Annotated in this window: 17 protein-coding genes, 1 pseudogene and 1 other annotated feature; of the genes and pseudogenes, 4 read left to right on the top strand and 14 right to left on the bottom strand. The window is 42.0% G+C overall.

The genetic code is table 11. From position 1 onward, the window contains the following. Positions 1 to 6: 6 nt before the first annotated feature. The 3 genes from FC30_RS03160 to FC30_RS03150 are packed head-to-tail and all read right to left on the bottom strand — an operon-like array spanning position 7 to position 2,935. Complete coding sequence (locus tag FC30_RS03160) at positions 7 to 1,578, bottom strand: cation:proton antiporter (RefSeq protein ID WP_010689983.1); 1,572 nt, start codon at positions 1,576 to 1,578, stop codon at positions 7 to 9. A gap of 48 nt (positions 1,579 to 1,626) precedes the next feature. Beyond that, entirely contained in the window at positions 1,627 to 2,109 is a 483-nt protein-coding gene (locus tag FC30_RS03155) for an ECF transporter S component (protein WP_010689984.1), read from the bottom strand. Continuing rightward, complete coding sequence (locus FC30_RS03150; protein WP_010689985.1) at positions 2,099 to 2,935, bottom strand: PfkB family carbohydrate kinase; 837 nt, start codon at positions 2,933 to 2,935, stop codon at positions 2,099 to 2,101. The genes FC30_RS03155 and FC30_RS03150 overlap by 11 nt, the downstream gene beginning before the upstream one ends. A gap of 158 nt (positions 2,936 to 3,093) precedes the next feature. Here FC30_RS03150 and FC30_RS03145 point away from each other — a divergent pair, with 158 nt between their 5' ends. Beyond that, positions 3,094 to 3,879: a (S)-acetoin forming diacetyl reductase gene (locus FC30_RS03145; RefSeq protein ID WP_010689987.1), complete on the top strand. Its 786-nt coding sequence runs from the start codon at positions 3,094 to 3,096 to the stop codon at positions 3,877 to 3,879. Positions 3,880 to 3,951: 72 nt separating this feature from the next. Beyond that, positions 3,952 to 4,623: a DUF554 domain-containing protein gene (locus tag FC30_RS03140; RefSeq protein WP_010689988.1), complete on the top strand. Its 672-nt coding sequence runs from the start codon at positions 3,952 to 3,954 to the stop codon at positions 4,621 to 4,623. A 66-nt stretch (positions 4,624 to 4,689) separates the two neighbouring features. Here FC30_RS03140 and FC30_RS03135 read toward each other — a convergent pair whose 3' ends face one another. From FC30_RS03135 to FC30_RS03100, 8 genes are all read right to left on the bottom strand, one after another. Continuing rightward, positions 4,690 to 6,435, bottom strand: coding sequence for an ABC transporter substrate-binding protein (locus FC30_RS03135; RefSeq protein ID WP_010689990.1), 1,746 nt, complete (start codon positions 6,433 to 6,435; stop codon positions 4,690 to 4,692). 26 nt (positions 6,436 to 6,461) lie between these two features. Continuing rightward, positions 6,462 to 7,211 (bottom strand): peroxide stress protein YaaA, encoded by a 750-nt coding sequence (yaaA, locus tag FC30_RS03130; RefSeq protein WP_010690000.1) that lies wholly within the window; start codon positions 7,209 to 7,211, stop codon positions 6,462 to 6,464. 73 nt (positions 7,212 to 7,284) lie between these two features. Next, entirely contained in the window at positions 7,285 to 9,036 is a 1,752-nt protein-coding gene (locus tag FC30_RS03125) for an ABC transporter substrate-binding protein (RefSeq protein ID WP_235804168.1), read from the bottom strand. 13 nt (positions 9,037 to 9,049) lie between these two features. Continuing rightward, positions 9,050 to 10,798 carry an ABC transporter substrate-binding protein gene (locus FC30_RS03120; protein ID WP_156400129.1) on the bottom strand — a complete coding sequence of 583 codons (1,749 nt, stop codon included), beginning with the start codon at positions 10,796 to 10,798 and terminating at the stop codon, positions 9,050 to 9,052. 17 nt (positions 10,799 to 10,815) lie between these two features. Further along, positions 10,816 to 11,685, bottom strand: coding sequence for an ABC transporter permease (locus FC30_RS03115; RefSeq protein WP_010690004.1), 870 nt, complete (start codon positions 11,683 to 11,685; stop codon positions 10,816 to 10,818). A gap of 13 nt (positions 11,686 to 11,698) precedes the next feature. Next, positions 11,699 to 12,658 carry an oligopeptide ABC transporter permease gene (opp4B, locus tag FC30_RS03110; protein WP_005919065.1) on the bottom strand — a complete coding sequence of 320 codons (960 nt, stop codon included), beginning with the start codon at positions 12,656 to 12,658 and terminating at the stop codon, positions 11,699 to 11,701. Between the two features lie 22 nt (positions 12,659 to 12,680). Beyond that, the gene (locus FC30_RS03105) at positions 12,681 to 13,598 is read right to left on the bottom strand and encodes an ATP-binding cassette domain-containing protein (protein ID WP_010690005.1); all 918 of its coding nucleotides are present in this window, start codon (positions 13,596 to 13,598) and stop codon (positions 12,681 to 12,683) included. Next, entirely contained in the window at positions 13,591 to 14,598 is a 1,008-nt protein-coding gene (locus tag FC30_RS03100; protein WP_010690006.1) for an ABC transporter ATP-binding protein, read from the bottom strand. Before FC30_RS03100 ends, FC30_RS03105 begins: the two co-directional genes overlap by 8 nt. A 330-nt stretch (positions 14,599 to 14,928) precedes the next feature. Next, positions 14,929 to 15,187, top strand: a binding site (T-box leader). A 75-nt stretch (positions 15,188 to 15,262) separates the two neighbouring features. Between FC30_RS03100 and brnQ the strand changes: the two genes are divergently transcribed. After that, positions 15,263 to 16,636: a branched-chain amino acid transport system II carrier protein gene (gene brnQ, locus FC30_RS03095; RefSeq protein ID WP_010690007.1), complete on the top strand. Its 1,374-nt coding sequence runs from the start codon at positions 15,263 to 15,265 to the stop codon at positions 16,634 to 16,636. Positions 16,637 to 16,717: 81 nt separating this feature from the next. Here the strand turns inward: brnQ and FC30_RS03090 are convergent, their stop codons facing one another. Continuing rightward, on the bottom strand, positions 16,718 to 17,179 hold the full coding sequence (locus FC30_RS03090) for a DUF441 domain-containing protein (RefSeq protein ID WP_010690008.1): 462 nt from the start codon (positions 17,177 to 17,179) through the stop codon (positions 16,718 to 16,720). 401 nt (positions 17,180 to 17,580) lie between these two features. On the opposite strand from FC30_RS03090, the pseudogene FC30_RS09885 reads away from it, so the two are divergent. Further along, positions 17,581 to 17,916 (top strand): annotated as a pseudogene (locus tag FC30_RS09885) (Rgg family transcriptional regulator); the annotation flags it as partial. A 230-nt stretch (positions 17,917 to 18,146) separates the two neighbouring features. Here the strand turns inward: FC30_RS09885 and mnmG are convergent. Beyond that, positions 18,147 to 20,060, bottom strand: a complete 1,914-nt coding sequence (gene mnmG / locus FC30_RS03080) for a tRNA uridine-5-carboxymethylaminomethyl(34) synthesis enzyme MnmG (RefSeq protein ID WP_010690010.1) — start codon at positions 20,058 to 20,060, stop codon at positions 18,147 to 18,149. Positions 20,061 to 20,070: 10 nt separating this feature from the next. After that, positions 20,071 to 21,462: a tRNA uridine-5-carboxymethylaminomethyl(34) synthesis GTPase MnmE gene (gene mnmE / locus FC30_RS03075; protein WP_010690013.1), complete on the bottom strand. Its 1,392-nt coding sequence runs from the start codon at positions 21,460 to 21,462 to the stop codon at positions 20,071 to 20,073. Positions 21,463 to 21,473 lie beyond the last annotated feature (11 nt).

The following is a 21,473-nucleotide window of genomic DNA, read 5'->3' as shown; positions in this document are numbered from 1 at the left end:
TGCTGATCAGTGGAATGAACTCTTTGGATCTAAAACCATGGCTTCAGCTAATGCAACTTCATTATACAAATCATATAGGTCGGTCGAATCAACTTCCCCTTCCTCCAGTAATCCTGCCAAATACTCACGTTCAATATAAAATGACCATAACAAGGCTTGTTGCTCTAAGGAACGTTCGACCTTGTTAAAGGCTGGACGGCGTGAAACGTAGAACCACTGTTGCCAAAATTGCCGCAAGCTGGTCTCTGAATTTTGGTCACGCAGATCATAGATCACACTTTGCCTGACCTTTTCTGGCAGATACATCTGTTCAACTTCACTGATCGCTCGATTGACCATCTCTTGGCGATACTTTTTCTTTTCGCCTGTATCATGCTCTTCCTTTGGCAAAATAAACCAGAAAACGATGCTTGGTACTAACATACTCAAAATGATCATTACTGATTCAGACATGATGACCAGGTTGAATTGATTTGAACTTAGCCCCAAACTTGCAGCCATAAAGACAAGCGCTAACGTAACGGCCCCATGAACACCACCTAACGAAAAGATCAAAGCGCTATGGTGACCACGTTTCATGATCAGTAAAACGTAGAGGTACCGAACAAGCAAATTCATGGCATACAAGACGATCCCAGCTGTGATCCAGATCCATGATGAGAAGGTCACATCTTCGTCCATAATGATCCGGACAAAGTTTAAGCCTAAGATCAAAAAGACGGCATTATTCAATAATTCTTGGACTAAGGAAAAAATATTATTTCCCAAATAGAATTGATGCATATCACTGAAACGACTCCGCTGCGCTTCACTGTTATGCAATAAGCCAGCACATACAACGGCAATGATCCCGGAAACATGGATCTCTTCAGCTAAGACATAAATGATAAATGGTAACGCAACGGCTAACATGATCTGGGCATTGACTGCATTGTCAAAGGGCAAGCGGATCAAGGCTTGGCGGAAGAAGATCGCAATAAAAGCAATAATAGCACCAAACAGTGCGCCACCAATCGCTGCAAATAAGAAGTTTATGATCGTGGACCCATAATCGATCTCTCCGCGCAATAAGAACAGCACCGTCGCATTCAATAAGATGATCCCAGAAGCATCATTGAACAAAGCTTCCATCTTTAACATATTTTTTTCACTCTTAGGAAGCTGTAGTCCTTCCGAAACAGATTCTGTCGCCGTCGCATCAGTTGGGGTACTGATCGCTGCCATCACTAATGCTAGCGACAAACCGATCCCCGTGATATATGAGAGTGCAAACCCCGTTACGATTGTACTTATGACTACTAAAACGACTACGATCCCCAAGATTGTTTTGAGTTTGTGCCCCACACGATTGAGATTCATTGCCTGCCCTTCAAAGAACAGCAATGGCGCAATGATCGTGATCATAAAGACCTCAGGCTCAAACTCGGGGATCATATCGTTGAAAAAGGGGATGCTAGCAATTATCGCGCCAACGGCCATACTGACATAATTTTCCGAGATCTTTGGAAAAAACTGCGCTAAAATACTAGCTGCTATTGATGCAAAAATCAACAGTAGCCACCCACTTAATTCGTGCATAAAAATCCCTCCAGTTTTTCTTTCATCATATCAGAAAAACCGAACAAATTACCACTTCCACGCTCTTATCTTAGGTGCTCTTCGGGCCAAGACCAAACCAAGCCCCGTTCCAACTATCCCTTGTACTAAATTAGTTGCTATGCCTAAGACCCCAGCACTCCAGCCATACAGCAAACTATCGGCGATAAAATATCCCCCAACTAAAACACCGATCGCTCCGCCACAGACCAGTATTTGCTCTTTTAAGGACTTAGATCGAGCGGCGCCAACAAGTGCTCCTTGTGTGCCATGGATCACCAACGAAAAGAGCATGTACTGCGGATAACCGCTGAATAGATCGAGCAAAAAGCCACTCAGGCCCCCAACTAGAGCACCACTGCGCACGCCAAAGACAAGCCCAGCAAGAACGATCCCCGCATCACATAAATTGATATTTCCATGCGTAAATGCTACCGGGATCAAAAAGATGCGTGCCACAGCTACATTTAAAGCCGTTATCAAAGCTAATGTCACGATTTGTCTAGTCTTCATGTGATATCCCCTTCGCTAATTGTGGCAATAACTCGCCCAGATAGATCCCATAACTACGATCAACATTTTGGTCAGCAGTCTGGATCAAAGCTTGTTGCGTCAACCCCGTGGCTTGCTTTATCGCCTGTTCAAACGGAACTTTTTGCCGTAAAAATGAGGCTAAGAGCGCCGCAAAAACATCACCACTCCCATAGAAGTGGCCTGTTACTTTCGGTAAGACACAGGTTTTTAACTGGCCATCCTCCAGCCAAATACATCCCTTTTGTCCATCCAACTCAACTCCAGTGATGACCGCCCGACCTCCTGGACGTAAAAGCCGTTCTACCTCGTGGGCTAATTTGGCTAGATCAGGATCGTTTTGCATTTGGCCTGTTAAAAATTTTGCTTCAGTCAAATTTGGAGTCGCAAAATCAGCTACTTGCAATAACTTTTTTTGCAAAGCTAAATGCCGTTCATCTAAATTAGGGTAGAATTTCCCCTCATCAGCAAAAACTGGGTCGATTACAACTAGATCTAACTCGGCCTGTTTTAAATATTGGTATAGTGCTTCGCCAGTAGCCAAATTATCGATATAACCGACCAATGCTGCCGTGATCTTAACATTTTGTGCTTGCCAATGTGCAAAAGTCTCTTTGACAAAGGAGTAGCAATCACTGACTGCTGGGGTGCCAAAGCCTTCACTTTGGGTCGATAATAGGCTCGTAGGCAAGATAGCTAACGGGATCTTTTGTACTTGTAAGATCGGGATCGCCACTGCCAATGAGAGATTCCCGATCGCTGAAAGGTCTTGGGCCACAAGCATCTTTTCATCAAATTTTATCCGCATCAATTCTACCCCCTGAAATGTCAGTCTTAATTACTTAACTATAGCTTTTTTTTAGTATATTTCAAGTTTCTTGCTGTTGTAACCATTTTCTTAATCAACAAAAAATGGTATACTTAGTTAGAAGTTAAAGTTGGTTTTAATTTATGAGGGGTTTTTTTATGACAAAAGTAGCATTGATCACCGGGGGTGCCCAAGGAATTGGACAATCGATCGCCCGCCGTTTAGCTGATGATGGCTTTGCTGTAGCCGTTGCCGATCGCAATTTAGAAGCGGCTAAACAAACAGCCTTTGATCTAACGACTGCTGGTAAAAGCGCAGTTGCGATCGAAGTTGACGTTGCCGATAAGGATAGTGTCTTCCAAGCTGTGCAAAAAACATACAATGCATTTGGCGGGTTTGATGTGATCGTTAATAACGCTGGCGTGGGTCCGATCACTCCGATCGAAACGATCACACCTGAACAATTTGATCAAGTATACCACATCAACGTTGCTGGTGTTATTTGGGGTATCCAAGCCGCAGTTGAACAGTTTAGAAAGAAAAAACGCGTTGGTAAAGAAATCGTTGGTAAGATCATCAACGCCACCTCTCAAGCTGGTGTCGTAGGTAACCCCAATCTCTTGTTATACAGTGGAACCAAATTTGCCGTTCGCGGGATCACCCAAGTAGCTGCACGTGACCTTGCTAAAGAAGGGATCACGGTAACTGCTTTTGCCCCTGGGATCGTAAAAACCCCAATGATGTACGATATTGCCCACCGTGTCGGCCAAAATGCTGGCAAAGATGATGAATGGGGCATGCAAACTTTCGCTAAAGATATTGCATTAGAAAAACTCTCCGAACCAGAAGATGTAGCAGCTGCTGTTTCATTTTTGGCTGGGCCAGATTCCGATTATGTCACTGGTCAAACCTTGATCGTTGATGGCGGTATGCAATTCCACTAAAATTTTGCTATAGTTGACTAAGCAAAGTCATGGCTTTGCTTAGTCTTTTTTTGTGAAATGAGGTTTCTTCCCATGTGGGGTACATTTTTTAATGTTGGTATGATTTTTTTAGGTAGCGCAGTCGGTTCGATCTTTAAAAAAGGGCTCGGTGACAGTTATCATCAGATCGTCATGCAAGCTTTAGGGCTTTGCGCCTTAATGATCGGACTCAACAGTACTTTGACTAATATGCAAAAAAGCCAGCTACCCGTATTGTTCATTGTCAGCCTTGTTACCGGTGGCGTTATCGGACAAGCACTCAAACTCGAAGACCGTTTTGAGCAACTCACCACTCACTTGGGAGGAAGTCGCGCTAGTAGTGGACTTTCAACGGGGATCTTATTGTTTTGCGTCGGCTCCCTTTCGATCCTCGGGCCTTTTGAGGCTGCTTTAAATCATAACTATACATATCTTTTGACAAATGGATTATTAGATGGGATCACCTCGATCATCTTAGCTTCAGCATACGGCTGGGTGATCGCTTTATGTGGGGTCGTGTTGCTTATCTGGCAAGGAAGTCTATATCTCTGTGCTCTCTTTTTTGCCTCAGCTATCTCCCCTGCACTCATGGCCGAAGTTTCGATCGTTGGTGGGATCTTGATCTTTGTCGCAGGCTTAAACATTCTCAAGCTTACCAAGATCAGCGTTTTGAATCTCTTACCAAGTTTATTGATCCCACCACTTGTTTTATTATTTTGGCACTAAAAAAGTCCCTAGGAAAAAATTTTTCCCTAGGGACTTTTTTATTTCGATAACTTACGCTATTTTCTATTATTTAGTGAAAGCAATATTCTCCCATAAATTGTAACTTTTTTTATCATCCAACGAAACATTGGCTAACTTTTTCGAGAAAACAAAAGTATTGTAGCGGAAATTCATTGGAACGATATAAGCTTCCTTATTCATGTAATCTTGCCACTTATGGAATTGTTTAAGCTGATATTTTTCGTTAAATGCTGCTTTAGAGCTCAATGATTTGATCAACTCTGTATTTTCTTTCGTGACAAAATGTCCTAAGTTATATGGGTCATTAGGCATATAGCTACCAGCAACACCAGTCGTTGGGGCATTAGTTACAGACCAAGCACTTAGCCAAACATCCCAGCCTTTGCCATCTTTAGTCAATTGTTCAACATACGAATTAAATTCTTGGAGACGATTATCCTTTAATTCAACTTTGACCCCAATTTTTTTCCATTGTTCAAAATACACATCGATAGCTGTTCGGTCGTTCATTGGACCTGATCCCATTGGCGCTAACAACTTCAATGTGAATTTTTTCCCATTTGGTAAAGTCCGATAACCGTCCTTTTGCATACGGAAACCAGCTTTGTCCAATAATTTATTAGCTTTTTTTAGATCTAATGGATAACCTTTTGCTTTATGATTATTGTATTTTCCAAATACGTCCGGAACGATCGTATTAGCCCGATAAGCAAGACCGTAGCTAAACTTCTTATCAAATTGATCGGTGTTAAGCGCATAGCCCATTGCTTGGCGTAAAGCTCGATTTTGAACTGGTGTCTTACGATCCATCACACTTTCACCTTTATCGTTGACACGTCCGACCTTAAAACCGAGATAGGAATAATACTTTGCTTTTTCGCCTAAAACAACATATTGCGATAATTTTCGCACTTTATTATAGGTACTGCCATTTTCATATAGTAAGACGTCAAACTTATTAGCTCGCATTGCTGCAGCAGACTTAGATGGAGAGACCATTTCAACATCTACCTTACTTACATTAGGCTTTTTACCCCCGTAATATTTATTAGGGACCCATTCGATCGATTCACCCCGAACCATATTTTTGATCTTAAATGGCCCATAAAATAGCGGATGCTCTTGTAACTTATCACTTGAAGCTAATTTATCAAACGGAACATCTTTTAGATAGTGGTATGGCATTGCTGTCGAAAGAATGTACCCTGCATGCAGGAATTTGATCTCGGGCTCCAATTCCTTAAAATGAATCACCAAAGTCTTTTTATCTTTGATTTCTAGACCAGAGATCTTGTCGGCTTTACCATCATGATATTCTTTAATACCTTCAATAGTTTGCAACTGTCCATTATAATCAGCTGAACCGGTAGCACGATTAGCTGCAACTTCATAGGTATATTCAAGATCCTTAGCTTCCAAAGGTTGCCCATCAGACCAACCTGCATTTTTCTTCAACTTAACTGTTGCTTCCTTTTTACCATAATCGATAGAAACATTAGCCAAACCACCTTTGGCATACGTGTAATCATCGTTTACTCTGAACAAACTAATTTCGCCAAATTGCGCTACCTCACTTGTAGGAGCATCCGAGCGTAAAACATCAGCAAATACACCTTTGAATACCCCATTCTCAGAAACACCAACGCGTAAGGTCCCACCTTTAACTGGCTTTTTGTGATTGTCGTATTCAATTGGAAACTTAGCCGCTTGAACACTATTAACGACCGTCCCTGACATCAATAATGTTGTCGCCAGCGCTAAAACACTTTTTACTGCCCACTTTTTCTCCATCTGTTTATCCCCTTTTTATCTTTTGATCATTCTTTTAAAAATACGTACTCCTTTTCAGTTGATACTTCGGCTGCAAAATGATACCCCAGTTCATCAAAGCCTTTGAGTTGTTCTAAAGTTTTTACTTGATGTTGTGCTAAGTAACGTACAAATTGTCCCCGTGCTTGTTTCGCATGTGTAGCTTTTTGAACATATTTTTGGCGCTTTTGGTCAAATTCTTTGAATTCAACAGTGATAAAGATATCCGCTGGCGTCAAATAACGTTCGATCGCTTTTGCATACTCTTTGGAAGCTAAATTGATCACTGGCTCTTTAGTCTCATAAAGTGCCGTGTATAGATCAGCGCCCCAAAAGTTATACAGATCACGATACTGTGAATCCAGCAATTTAGACCCCATCTCCAGGCGATATTGAATAATGCCATCAAATGGTGCTAAGATCCCATACAATCCCGAAAGGATCCGCAAATTTTGCGCTAGATATTCTACAGCTTCCACTTCTAATAAGTCTGGTGCCATCGAACTATACTGTAAGCCCACATAAGAAAACAAAGCTGGCGTTAGATTTTGGTCGAGCTTTGAATCCTTTAAACGTTGATAGTTCAACTGTGCTAACTTATCGCTACAGTGCCAGATCTCTTTTAGTTGTGGATAGGACAATTGTTGTAGCCACTCAAAAAGTTCTTGTGTCTTTGACATATACTGAGGTCGGCTTTGAACTTCAAAGTCACTCGTAGCATCTTGCATCTTTTTAGCGGGTGAAATAATTATTTTCATGTTTCTCATTCCAATCGTTTTACCCAAATTTTAGCATATTTGTTCCACGTGAAACACGAAACACAGCCCCGCTTTATTTAGTCAATGCTACTTGATCCCAGAGATTATATTTAACATCCGTGGCATCAGCTGAAATATTTTTCACATTCTTACCAACTGTTTCTAGATCATATTGGTAATATAACGGAACAACATACGCTTCTTTTTGCATATATTGTTGCCATTTATGCATTTGTTGGATCCGATATTTGGTATTGAATGCTTTTTGTGAATTCATCTGAGCAACCAATTTATCATTTTCCTTAGATGTAAAATGACCGTAGTTTAATTCTGATGTTGGCGCCGAAATGTAACTTGGATAGCTAGTTGGTTCCGGTGGCAAACTCCAAACACTGATCCAAAGGTCAAAATTGTGTTTCTTATTGCTTGATAACACATCTAAATAGTTGTTATACTCAAGCGCTTTACCACTATATAATTTGACATTTAGTCCTACCTTTTTCCATAGTTGGATATAGTTAGCTCGAGCTGCCACATTACTCTCGCTTCCCTTTTGGTCTAACATGGTCAACACCAATTTTTTACCATTAGGTTGTGTTCTGTACCCGTCTTTACCTCGCTTAAATCCAGCCTTGCCTAACAGTTCATTTGCCTTCTTTAAATTAAAGTTATACGCTTTGACACTTTTATCATGATACGTACCATAATTTGGCGAGATCAGCGTATTAGCATGTTTTGTCACTCCATGACCAAACTTTTTAGTTACGGCCTCTACATTCATTGCATAAGCCATAGCTTGACGAAGTGCACGATTACTTATCGGTAAAGATTTATCCATCACACTTTTTCCATCTTTATCGGCATGACCCACTTTAAAGCCAAGATAGGTGATCCCCGTTCCTAAACTCCCCAAAGTTACCAATTTCTTATCATCTTTTATCTTGTTGTATGTTGCACTTGATGTATTTAAAAGAACATCATACTTCCCTGATTTCATAGCTGTTGCAGCTTGAGAAAGGGGTACGATCTCGGTTATGATCTTAGCTAATTTAGGTTTAGGACCACCGTAATACTTATTTGGGACCCATTCGATCGATTCACCTTGAACAATTTTCTTTATTGCATATGGTCCGAAAAACAATGGGTGTTTTCTGACCTTATCGCTTGAAACTAATTTATCGAATGGAACATCTTTTAGGTAATGATACGGATAGGCCACATTCGCTACATAGCCAGAGCCAGCATATTCAGCCGCTGGTGTTAATTCTTTAAAATGGATCAATAAATGTTTACTATCCTTTTCTTCCAAACCTGTGATCTTATCAGCTTTACCTTCGTGATATTCCTTCACACCCTCGATATTTTCTAACATCTCATTGTAATAAGGAGAATTACTATCTTTATTAGCTTGGATCTCGTAAGCATAGGCTGCATCACGGGAGGTCACTGGCTCACCATCTGACCAGCGGGCTTTCTTAGTGATCGAGATCAAAGCAGTATTGTTTTTTCGATCAAACTTAACATTGCCAAAGCCTCCAGCAACATACTTACCATCGTTATCATAGCCAAATAAACTAGCGGAACCAGGTGCAGCCATAACACTTGTTTTCCCGTCACTGTCCAGTTCATCGATGAAGATACCTTTAAACGGCTCATCGCTGGCATACCCTACACGCAAGGTCGCATTCTTGAGAGCTTTTTTATGATTCACATATTCATCTGGGAAACTAACTGCTTTAGCTGTTAAAGGCTGTACACTAGAAACAGTCATTAAACTTACTGCCGTTACTACAGCCAAGCGCTGCAAAAATTTTTTATTTTTCAATTTATACTCCCCTTTATTTTGTTAAACAAACATTGTCCCACACTGTCAATTGCGTACTATCATCGACCGTCATTCCTTTGACATTTTTACCTACTGCTGTCAGATCATAACTATATGAAAGTGGAACGACATAAGCTTCTTTGCGCATATATTCTTGCCACTTGTGCATCTGCTCGATCCGATATTTAGGGTTAAATGCTTTTTCTGAATTCAACGACTTCAATAGTTTTGTGTTTTCTTTAGTTACAAAATGCCCGTGGTTGAACGAAGACTTTGGACTGTAAGCTGCAGTCGCTGCAGTTGATGGCTCTTGACCCAATGACCAGTTACCAAACCAAATATCAAACTTATGTGAATTACTATGAAGCAGATCTTCATATGTATTAAATTCCAAAGGACGATCATTTACTAACTCAACTCTGACCCCGATCTTTTTCCAAAGTTGCATATAATTAGCTCGGATCTCATCATTTCCACGTCCACTTGCTTGATCTAACAAATGTAATGTCAATTCTTTACCATTTGGCTGAGTCCGATAACCATCTTTTCCTCGTTTGAAACCAGCTCGATCAAGCAATTGATCAGCTTTCTTCAAATTTTGATAATACGGCTTGATCTTATTGTCATGATATGCACCATAAGCTGGCGAGACCATTGAATTGGCCCATTTTTGCAGACCAGCACCATATTCTTTGACGATCTGTTGCGTATTCATCGCATAAGCCAAAGCAAGACGTAAAGAGCGGTTATTCGTAACTAGCTTTTTGTCTAACACGCTTGTACCATTCGCACCCTTATCCCCGACACGAAAGCCCATGTATTGCAAGCCATATGCCATCGTCCCTAGTGTCACATATTGATCGACCTTGCTCGTCTTAGCATAAGTAGCCCGTGATTCATGCAAGATGACATCATACTTATGCGAACGCATAGCTTCTGCGATCTGTGCTACTGGTACAACTTCTTCGACCACTTTGTCTAACTTAGGCTTCTTACCACCGTAATATTTATTTGGGACCCACTCGATCGCTTCACCTTGAACGACTTTTTTGATCGTATATGGTCCAAAGAACAATGGGTGTTTGCGTACCTTATCACTTTGTGCCATCTTAGACATCGGCACATCTTTTAAGTAGTGATAGGGTTGAGCATCATTGTACAGATAACCTGAATCAACATACTCCATCGCTGGTGTCATCTTCTTATAGTGGATCAAAAGGTGCTTGCTATCTTTGATCTGCAGACCCGAGATCTTATCAGCTTTACCTTCGTGATATTCCTTCATCCCCATGATCGTCTCAAGAGCGTCACTGTAGTATTCAGATGTACTATCTTTATTAGCGATGATCTCATAGACAAATGCCATATCTCGGGCTGTCACTGGCTTGCCATCAGACCAGCGAGTTTTCGGTCCAATCGTGATCAAAGCTATTTTACTACCGCGGTCAAATGAAACATCGGCTAACCCGCCTTTGACATACTTACCATTTTTATCTTTTCTGAACAATCCCGATTGGCCTAATTCTGCCAACCTATTTGTTTCAGAATCGGTCCCCAATTCTTGGATAAAGATGCCTTTAAAGTTCGTATTTGAAGGATAGCCGACTTTTAGCGTGCCACCTTTTAGTTCCTTTTTATGATTAACATGCGTTTGTTTCAACGTGACATCTTTGGCTAAGACAGTACTGGTCGGAACAGCTAGTGTTCCAGCTAAAACTGTTAATAAAGCTACTGTTTGCGTGAATAAATGTCTTCTCCCCATTTTAAATTCCTCCTCGCTTATCCTAAGCGCTGACGTGCATCAAACGCACGTCGAATAACATTTCCAACATAACTAATGCCCACACACAACAACAATATCAACAACGATGCCGGCATCCAGACCCAAGGCGCCCCGATCATGACATCCGGATCTTGAGCTAATCCGATCATCAAACCTAAACTTGGCACTGATTCCGGCAAACCAAACCCTAAGAAACTTAAACCAACTTCGATCCCGATATTTGATGTCAAGCTCAAGATCAGATCAACAATGATAAGTGAACTGATATTTGGCAAAATATCGGTCAACATGATCTTCCAAGCACTACTCCCTGAAGTCACAGCCGCATAAACATATTCTTTATGCGCTTCAGCTAGCGTCTTAGAGCGGATCAACCTTGCCGTACCGACCCATAAAAAAGCCGAAACGACTAAAATAAAGTCCAACATACTATAATTTGGAATGATCGACACGATCACGATAACTAACATCAGCATCGGTAACAGCATCATAAAATCCAAAAAGCGCATCATGATATTATCGACGAGCCCACCGTAATAACCTGCGACCAAGCCAAAAACGATCCCGATCACTTCAACGATCAATGTGACCGCTAAACCAATATCTAATGAATTACGTGCCCCCAACACTAAATACTTCAAAACATCACGTCCACCTTGGTCGGTCCCCAACAAATGCCCACCTTTTCCGGGGTGGCCGTAGCTGTTTATGATGTCCACATGCATTACTTGCTTAGTATTCAAAAAAGCTGCATAAATATAAATAAAAAAAATCAGTGCTAACAGTAAAAACAAGAAAAATGTTGCTCCCTTGTCCTGTTTAAATTCGCGCACGATCATTGAGAAATTAGACGTATTCTTTTTCATAATCCTTCCCCCATTATTCGATCCGGACCCGTGGATCGACCAAACTCAAAATGATATCCGACAATAACGAGCCGATCAAAGTCATCGTGCCATATAACAGGACTAAGGCGGTGATCACTGAATAATCGCGGTTTAAGATCGAGTTCATAAATAATAGCCCCATGCCTGGATAGTTAAAGATCTGTTCGATAAAGATCGAGCCTCCCAGCAGACCTGTGATCGAATATCCTAAGAAAGCAGCGATCGGCAATAATGAATTTCTAAAGATATGATGGGTGAAGATCGTCTTTTCTGGTACACCTTTGGCCCGAGCTGTCTTGACATAATCTTGATTCTTATTGTCGATCACCTCACTCCGCAAATATTGCACGACCGCGGTCACACTAAGAACGGCCATCAAGCAAGCCGGTAAGATCATATGATCCAAACGACTCAAAATATAACCTAGCGTTCCGGTAACATCGACTGAGACGGAACCAGAAGTCGGAAACCAGCGTAATTTATACCCAAATAACCAAACCCCTAACAGGTAAAAGACAAAGGACGGGATCGCATATGCAACAAAGGTGTAGATCATGATCCCCTTATCCAATCTCGAATTCTCATACCGCCCTGCGATCAACCCCAATGGAATAGCTAATGAATAACTCAAGATCAAAGTCAATAAATGTAACCAGATCGTATTGCCCATCCGCGATAAGATCAGACTTCCAACGGGTGTCTTAAACTGATAACTCATCCCTAGATCCCCATGGACCATCCGAACGATCCAGTGCCAGTATTGCAGATACCACGGATCATAGACCCCAGCTTTAACACGCAAAGCTTCGATCTGGGCGGGTGAAGTCTGCGGTGTGATCATCCCCGTAAATGGATCTCCAGGCATTAATTTTGCGATCAAAAAAATCACGATACTCAGCAAGACTAATTCTGGGATCATCAGCAAAACACGTCTCAAAATAATTTTCCACATATATCGATTCCCCTTTCAGTGCTCATTCTTTTCTCAAAGCAACAGAATGTGTCCGCGTTACCTCTTCTAACGGATAGACCCGACCATTTTTATCATAATAATCCTCTTTTTGAGCATTATATTCGGCTTCGAGTGCTTGATGCTTTTTGCGATGACTTTCCCGATTTTCTACATCTGTCTGCGGAATAGCAGCCAAAAGACGTTTTGTATAAATATCCTCACGTGTCCCAATTTCAACAAAGCGTCCTCGATGCATGATCGCCAAATTGTCACACATGTGATGGACGACCCCTAGATCATGTGAAATAAACAGAAAGGCTACACCATACTTTTTTTGGATCGCCTTCATGTAATTCAAGACTTGAGCCTGTACCGACAGATCCAAAGCCGAGACTGGTTCATCAGCAATGATCAATTTGGGTTTAGTCGCCACGGCTCGCGCAACTCCGATCCGTTGCCGTTGTCCCCCAGAAAATTGATGGGGATACTTATACAGTGATTCCTCATCCAAGCCCACAGTTTGTAGTAATTCAAGTACCAGCTGTTTTAAATCTTTACGTGACAATTTTTCAAAATTTCTGAGTGGCTCACCGATGATATCGATGACCTTTTTCTTTGGATCTAGACTGGAAAGTGAATCTTGAAAGATCATCTGTACGTCTTTGTTGTACTTTAGTTTCTTTCTGACCCGCTTGTCAGTCACATCTTTTCCACGGTAAGTGATCGTCCCCGAAGTCGCTTCGACCAAGCCAACAAGTGCTTGCCCGATCGTTGATTTCCCCGAGCCTGATTCACCGATCACACCGTAACTTTGCCCCTTTTGGATCGTAAATGAGACCCCATCGACCGCATGGACATAATCTGTTACATGATTGAAAAAACCTGATCGTACGGGATAATGGACCCGCAAATTCTCTACTTTTAGCAATTCATCACCCATTATCAGCGCCCCCTACTTTAGTTTCATCGGGAAATTTGAAATCCCGCCAACAAATACATCTGACGTAATGGCCGACCGCAACTTGGTGCATTTGCGGTTCACTTTCATGTTCCCAGGTATCTAGCCATGGGACACGTTTAGCAAAACGACAACCGCTATGTTCCACATTCTTCAAAGATGGCACCATCCCCTCGATCACGTATAATTCTTCTTGATCGCTGTCCGCTTGTGGCATTGAGCGTAAGAGTGATCGTGTATATGGATGTTTGGGATCGGTAAAAATTTGCTTAGCCGACCCTAACTCAACGACCTGCCCCGCATACATCACAGCAACTCGGTCGGCCATCTCTGCCACGACCCCTAGATCATGGGTGATCAAAATGATGCCCGCATGATTTTCAGCTTGGATCGCTAGCAATAAATCCAAGATCTGAGCTTGGATCGTAACATCTAAGGCTGTGGTCGGTTCATCAGCAATGATCAGATCGGGCTTGCAGGCGATCGCGATCGCAATAACGACACGTTGGCGCATCCCACCTGATAACTCATGTGGATATTGCCGTGCCACTAGCTCGGGATGTTCTAGACCTACTTGCTGTAGTAATTCAAGCACACGAGCATGTTTTTGCTCATCTGTCATCTTAGTATGGAGGTCCAAGCTTTCTTTGATCTGATCTTCCACACGTATCAACGGATTAAGTGCAGAGAGCGGATCTTGAAAGATCATTCCGATCTGTTTGCCACGGATCTGTTCTAGTTGTTGGCGCCTCGTGCCGACCAATTCGGTCCCACGATATTTGATACTTCCAGTCACTTTGGCTTGCTTCTCGTTGTGTAGCCCCATAATACTCGTGGCTAAAGTACTCTTACCACAGCCAGATTCACCAACGATCGCTAGAACTTCATTTTCATTTACTTCTAAGCAAACATCATCAAGTGCGTTGTAAAATTGGCCCTCAACTTTGAATGCGGTACTGACATTTTTGATTTCCAGTAACAATATCTCGCCCCCCTAATTTAGCGTGAGTGAATTTTTTACCAATTCTATTTATAATTTTTACTTTTATCAACAACTAATTTACTAAAAGTTTTCACTTTTTAAAACCGCTATTTGTAGGGTCATAATTGCAATATGAAATAAAATTATCAAATCAAAACTAAAAACATTTACTTATCCCTTTATTATCTAGCACTAGCAACGAACATTAGAAAAAAATTATTTGAAAATGTTATTTCTATAAACTCATTTTTGGTGCTAACTTATTTTCTTCAAAAAAAGTGTTGACATTACCAAAAAAAGGTTGTAAATTTAGTTCAACAATAAATATCAGCGAACGCAATGAGAAAGACAAGTAATCGTATGTGCGCCTAAAAGCGAGCTCTGGTCGGTGAAAGAGAGCAGGTCAGCCTTACGATGAAAAATCACTTTCGAGCGTTGTATCGAACGAACTTCTAGTAGATACTCTGGGTACACCCATTACAGTGTTAGCATATCGCCCTTTATTCTAGGCACGGGCCGTATGTGAAAGGTGAACGTAGCGAGGCGTTCATGAAGCAAGGTGGTACCACGCTCTACAGGCGTCCTTGGACTAAGCAATTAGTCTAAGGACGCTTTTTCTTTTAGTTCTGATATTTTGTGCAACTAAAAAAGGAGAGTATGGATTATGAATAACACAGAAAAAAAGATGACATTTAAAGATTATGCTGTCGTCAGCTCATTACTATTTGGCCTGTTCTTTGGGGCTGGGAACTTGATCTTCCCCTTACATTTAGGTCAATTAGCCGGACATAACTGGGGACCAGCAGCCCTTGGATTTTTAGTTACTGGGGTCTTATTACCACTATTATCAGTTTTGGCCATCGCGATCACTCGGGCTAAAGGTGTCTATGATGTTGGTTTACCGCTTGGGACTGGCTTTGCATTGACATTTATGGTCTTGATCCACGCTACGATCGGACCACTCTTTGGAACACCACGGACGGCAACTGTTGCTTATGCAGTTGGTTTGAAACCATTTTTAGGGGCTGATAACAGCTGGGGCTTGCTCTTATTTTCTGCTTTATTTTTCGGCGCCGCTTTTGTATTTTCTTACCGTGAAAACAACATCTTGTCTAATGTCGGTAAGGTTTTGAATCCTTTGTTCCTAGCACTTTTGACCTTAGTTTTTGTGGTAGCTTTTGCAAATCCATTAGGTTCGACTACAAGTGCACCTGTTACAGAAGCATACTCTAACTTCTCAAATGCTTTAACAAACGGCTTTTTGGAAGGTTACAACACGATGGATGCTTTAGCCGGTTTAGCCTTTGGGGTCACAGTGGTCACAGCTATCCAACAGATGGGGCAAAAAGATCCCAAGAGCGTTTCACTCGTTACGGCTAAATCAGGTTTCTTCTCCATGGGGGCAGTTGCTTTGATCTACTTGCTCTTGATCTTATTAGGTGCAATGTCTCTAGGACAATTCAAGTTATCGCCTGAAGGGGGCACAGCCTTTACTCAAATCGTCAATGCTTACGCTGGTCCAGTGGGTCAAGCTGTTTTAGCCGCACTTTTGACAGTGACCTGTTTAACGACTGCAGTTGGCTTAGTTGCTGCTTTTGCGCAAGATTTTCATAATCATTTTCCAAAGGTCAGCTACCATGTTTGGTTATTCTTAAGTTGCTTATCTTCATTCTTAACAGCTAACTTTGGGCTCGAAACGATCATCGCTTGGTCAACCCCAATGTTGATGTTCCTCTACCCACTCTCAATGGTTTTGATCTTACTCTCAGTTTTCTCACCACTTTTCAAACGAGATGGGGTCGTTTATCTTACAGTCGTTGTTTGTACCGTTGTTCCAGCCTTCTTTGATATGATCGTTGCTTTTCCAAAAGTAGTCAGCCAAAGCCAAGTTGGGCTAGTCGTGGCTGATATGCGTTCATACCTACCGCTCGCAAGCATCGGAATGTCATGGGCGGTCCCAGCACTCGTCGGCCTTGTCGTGGGACTTGTTCTCCACTTCGTTCGCCGCGGTAGCTTACCTGAATTATCTGAAGAATAATTCCACCTTGCTTTAAGTGCCTCCACTATATAGATACGCAAAAACTCCTGCAATTATTTTTTATTACAGGAGTTTTTTACATTATTTAAAACTAAGACCTAATAAACTGATGATCACAAAAGTCATCCCACTGGCAATCACGGGTCCAGCTGCGACCCCACGCAAGAAAACTACACCTAAAATAGTTCCAAAGACTAAGGCAACAGTAACTTGTGGAGTAGCCGCCAACTGATCAACGCCATACCGGGATAAGATCGCAACTAAGATACCACACCCGACTGCGATCCAGCCAGCCGGCATCTTAAAAGCATCTAGCAGATCGCGAAATGTGATCTGACCAGTCGCGATCGGGATCAAGATCGCAACTGAAATGATCGTGACCCCCCAATTGATCCCCCTTGCTTGGATCACTGGGAACCACTTTTCAGATAACGCCGGGATCAATTTGATCGCCATAACTACAAGTGTTGCAATGATCAAAGAATTGTTCTTACCAAAAAAAGAAACTGCCAGGATCAGCAGCAAAAATAACCATGTTTCCATAAATAAAATACCCCTTCTCTTTTTACAATACCTAAATCATAACAAATTTAGCCATAAAAAGCAGGGATATCATAATTTTTATTGAACTCACCTAGTATTCCGGTTTAGAAAAATACTTTACGAATACTATGTTAACTATACCTTCTATAAAAATTTCCATATATTTATTTTCCAAGCCAAGTTTTTGCCGTCATAAGATCATTGATTTTTGACCATATGCTTCTAGATCTTGAAAAATCGTCAATTTGCTTCAATAACCGTTCACTTTTAGGAGAAATTCTATTTTTTTCTGCCAAACTAGCTGTCATCAAATTCTGATAAACAACTCTTGCCTCAGTATAAATATGAACTTAACCTCCAAATTTCCGATCAGCAATACCTAACATAAAGATTTAGACGTTTACCATATTAAGACGATTCTAGCCGCTATCTATGAATTTGAACGCGGTCACTATTCTGCAGCTAAAGAACAAGCCAGTGTGGTTTGGCAAAGTCTGAAAAAAATCGATACTTGGACAAAATTTGACTTATTTTTGCTCAACAATATTCTCTATTTCTTTGATTTAGACACTGCTGCCTCAATTGCTCAAATGGCACTCCAAGCGATCAATACTAACTATCCTCACTTACTGCACTTAAAGTTCGCTCTTATCGAAAATTGTAGTCTTTTACTCATCACAAATAATGACTTTCCCCAAGCAAAGCTCTGGATAGAAAAGGGGGAGCCCTCTGTATAAAGAACTATTTCAATTCGACTCTTTGAATACTGCCTATGCCTTCTTAGCACTTTGTGAACAAGATTTTTCTACCGTTGAAAAATATCGTGATATTCTCCAATAGATGGGCGATCCCAGTGGGGCCCAAGACGTCACAAAGGAGATCGAGCGCATCCGCTCATTAGAAATTTAAACCAAAAAAGACGAATAACTCAGCAGGAACATTCTCCCGGAGTTATCCGTCTTTTCGCTTAATCTTTCACTTTAGCGATCTTGCCTTGTTCGATATACACCGCTAAGATCGACAAGTCAGCAGGATTGACACCACTGATCCGACTTGCTTGCGCCAAGGTCTCAGGCTGGATCTTGACTAATTTTTGTTTAGCTTCAGTAGCTAAGCCTTCGATCGCCATATAATCAATATTTTCTGGAATCTTCTTAGCTTCCATCCGCTTTAATTTTTCAACTTTCTCATAGGCTTTCTTGATGTAGCCTTCATATTTGTATTGGATCTCGATCTGCTCGATCACTCGCCGATCAAGGGCTTCTGGTGCAGCTGGAATAAATTGCATCAGATCGGCATAGGTCACGTACGGACGACGCAAGAAATCACTTGCTAAGACCCCATCTTTCAAAGGACGATCGCCATGAGCTTCTAAATATGCATCTACTTCTGGTGATGGCTTGATGCGGATCTTGGATAACCGTTCTTTTTCAGCAGCAATCTCAGCTTTCTTAGCTTCAAAAGCTGCCAAACGTTCATCTGATATCAAGCCGATCTCGTGACCAAGTTCTGTTAAACGTAGATCGGCATTATCATGACGCAAGATCAAGCGATATTCTGCTCGACTCGTCAACAAACGGTATGGTTCATTTGTCCCCTTAGTTACTAAGTCATCGATCATGACCCCAATATAAGCATCACTACGCTTCAAGACGATCTCTTCTTTGCCTAAAGCATGACGACCCGCATTGATACCGGCGATCAACCCTTGGCCAGCCGCTTCTTCGTAACCTGAAGTCCCGTTAGTTTGTCCAGCAGTGTATAGCCCTTTGATCAACTTAGTCTCAAGGGTCGGACGTAACTGGTATGGTGAAACGATATCGTATTCGATCGCATAACCAGGGCGCATCATCTCAGCTTGCTCTAAGCCTGGGATCGAATGGACCATTTGTTGTTGTACATCTTCTGGTAAAGAAGTTGACAGCCCTTGGATATAGTATTCATCGGTATCACGGCCTTCTGGTTCGATAAATAACTGATGGCGCGGTTTATCAGAAAAACGGACGATCTTGTCTTCGATCGAAGGACAATAGCGCGGGCCGACCCCTTCGATCACACCAGAAAACATCGGTGCCCGGTCGAGATTATCACGAATGATCTTGTGTGTCATCTCTTGTGTATAAGTCAACCAACAAGATAACTGTTGTTTTACATCTAAATAGTTGGCATCGTCACTTTCATAACTGAATAGATGAGGCTCTACATCACCTGGTTGTTCCTCTGTCTTAGCATAATCGATCGTATTACCATCTACTCGTGGCGGTGTACCAGTCTTGAAACGCTTGAGTTCAAACCCTAAACGTTCTAGATTCTTAGATAATTCGATCGCAGCTTGCGTATTGTTAGGGCCGGAAGAATACATCAATTCACCAATGATGATCTTACCGCGAGCTGAAGTCCCAGTTGTTAAGACAACGGCCTTCGCACCATAACAAGCTCCCGTGTTAGTCACAACTCCCTTGACTTCACCATCTTCAACGATCAGATCATCGACGATCCCTTGGCGTAAAGTCAAATGTGGTTGATTTTCCAACGTATGCTTCATTTCGATCGAATAGCGACTCTTATCTGCTTGAGCCCGTAAAGCTCGAACAGCTGGGCCTTTACCGGTGTTTAGCATCCGCATCTGCACGTAAGTTTTGTCAATATTTTTACCCATTTCACCGCCGAGTGCATCAACTTCACGCACAACGATCCCCTTAGCTGGACCACCGATCGAAGGATTACATGGCATAAATGCCACCATTTCTAAGTTGATCGTGATCAAAAGGGTCTCATTACCCATCCGTGCTGAAGCTAAAGCTGCCTCACAGCCCGCATGGCCAGCACCTACTACGATCACATCATAATCTTTTGCCTTGTATTTTTCTCCAAATTGCATAAATACTCCCTTATTTTCCTAAACAGAATTGACTGAATAACTGATCTAATAACTCATCTTGGTAACTATCACCTGTGATCTCACCCAATAGTTCCCAAGCACGGGTCATATCGATCTGAACTAGATCAACTGGCAATTCTTGATCCAAGCCAGTTAAAACTGCTTCCAAAGCAGCCTTAGCTTGTTCTAACAAAGCAATATGGCGTGCATTGGTCACTAAAACTGTCGCCTGCGAATTTTCGATCCCGCCATAGAAAAGCGCAGCGATATGCTCTTCTAATTCGCTGATCCCTTCATTTTTTAGCACTGAGGTCTTGAGAACTTCAGCTTTATCAACGTATTGATATAATTCATTAGGATCGAGTTTTGGTTCAAGATCCATCTTATTCAAGACGATGATCCGCTTTTTAGCTTGCGTCAGTTGCAATAACTCGATATCTTCAGTAGTCAAAGGCTCACTGGCATTTAACAATAACATCACCAGATCAGAGCGGTCGATCGCTTGTCGTGAACGCTCGACCCCGATTTTTTCGACCATATCATCGGTTTCGCGGATCCCGGCTGTATCGACCAATTTTAATGGTACACCGCGAACATTGACGTATTCTTCGATCACATCTCGCGTCGTCCCAGCAATATCCGTCACGATCGCCTTATCTTCATGTAACAAATGATTCAATAAGCTGGATTTCCCAACATTAGGCCGGCCAACCAAAGCAGTCGCTAACCCTTCACGCAAGATCTTGCCTTGGCGCGCGGTAACTAAAAGTTGTTCGATCTTTGCACGAACATCGATCGCTTTTTCACGCAACAGCTTAGAAGTCATCTCTTCAACATCATCATATTCAGGATAGTCAATATTGACTTCGACTTGAGCCAGTACATCCAAGATCTCTTGCCGTAAATTCTTGATCAATTGCGAAAGATTTCCATCAAGCTGGTTCAACGCAGCCTTCATCGAGCGGTCGGTCTTAGCGCGGATCAGATCCATCACTGATTCAGCTTGCGCCAAGTCGATCCGCCCATGCAAGAAAGCACGCTTAGTAAATTCACCCGGTTCAGCTAACCGCGCACCATTGGTCAATAAGACTTGTAAGATCTTATTGGTGGGCACGATCCCACCGTGGCAGTTGATCTCGATCGTATCTTCACACGTAAACGTCTTAGGTGCTCGCAAAACAGAGACCATTACTTCATCGATTATTTCCCGGGTTTTAGGATCGATAAAATGACCATAATTGATCGTATGACTAGAAACTTTAGTCAGATCCTTGCCTTTAAATACTTGGTTAGCGATCGTCACTGCATCATCGCCACTCAAACGCACGATCGAGATCGCCCCTTCTCCAGGTGGGGTAGCGATCGCCGCGATCGTATCAAATTCAGTCACTGTATTTGCCATTATTTCCCTCC

The sequence above is a fragment of the Ligilactobacillus animalis KCTC 3501 = DSM 20602 genome, from assembly GCF_001434535.1.
GTDB classification, from domain to species: domain Bacteria; phylum Bacillota; class Bacilli; order Lactobacillales; family Lactobacillaceae; genus Ligilactobacillus; species Ligilactobacillus animalis.
Note: the sequence above shows the minus strand (reverse complement) of the source record. Positions and strands in the feature narration are given on the sequence as shown.

Excerpts from the sequence above, each read along its gene's own strand:
- FC30_RS03160 (WP_010689983.1), bottom strand. The coding sequence starts at position 1,578 with ATGCACGAATTAAGTGGGTGGCTACTGTTGATTTTTGCATCAATAGCA.
- FC30_RS03155 (WP_010689984.1), bottom strand. The coding sequence starts at position 2,109 with ATGAAGACTAGACAAATCGTGACATTAGCTTTGATAACGGCTTTAAAT.
- FC30_RS03150 (WP_010689985.1), bottom strand. The coding sequence starts at position 2,935 with ATGCGGATAAAATTTGATGAAAAGATGCTTGTGGCCCAAGACCTTTCA.
- FC30_RS03145 (WP_010689987.1), top strand. The coding sequence starts at position 3,094 with ATGACAAAAGTAGCATTGATCACCGGGGGTGCCCAAGGAATTGGACAA.
- FC30_RS03140 (WP_010689988.1), top strand. The coding sequence starts at position 3,952 with ATGTGGGGTACATTTTTTAATGTTGGTATGATTTTTTTAGGTAGCGCA.
- FC30_RS03135 (WP_010689990.1), bottom strand. The coding sequence starts at position 6,435 with ATGGAGAAAAAGTGGGCAGTAAAAAGTGTTTTAGCGCTGGCGACAACA.
- yaaA (WP_010690000.1), bottom strand. The coding sequence starts at position 7,211 with ATGAAAATAATTATTTCACCCGCTAAAAAGATGCAAGATGCTACGAGT.
- FC30_RS03120 (WP_156400129.1), bottom strand. The coding sequence starts at position 10,798 with ATGGGGAGAAGACATTTATTCACGCAAACAGTAGCTTTATTAACAGTT.
- FC30_RS03115 (WP_010690004.1), bottom strand. The coding sequence starts at position 11,685 with ATGAAAAAGAATACGTCTAATTTCTCAATGATCGTGCGCGAATTTAAA.
- opp4B (WP_005919065.1), bottom strand. The coding sequence starts at position 12,658 with ATGTGGAAAATTATTTTGAGACGTGTTTTGCTGATGATCCCAGAATTA.
- FC30_RS03105 (WP_010690005.1), bottom strand. The coding sequence starts at position 13,598 with ATGGGTGATGAATTGCTAAAAGTAGAGAATTTGCGGGTCCATTATCCC.
- brnQ (WP_010690007.1), top strand. The coding sequence starts at position 15,263 with ATGAATAACACAGAAAAAAAGATGACATTTAAAGATTATGCTGTCGTC.
- FC30_RS03090 (WP_010690008.1), bottom strand. The coding sequence starts at position 17,179 with ATGGAAACATGGTTATTTTTGCTGCTGATCCTGGCAGTTTCTTTTTTT.
- mnmG (WP_010690010.1), bottom strand. The coding sequence starts at position 20,060 with ATGCAATTTGGAGAAAAATACAAGGCAAAAGATTATGATGTGATCGTA.
- mnmE (WP_010690013.1), bottom strand. The coding sequence starts at position 21,462 with ATGGCAAATACAGTGACTGAATTTGATACGATCGCGGCGATCGCTACC.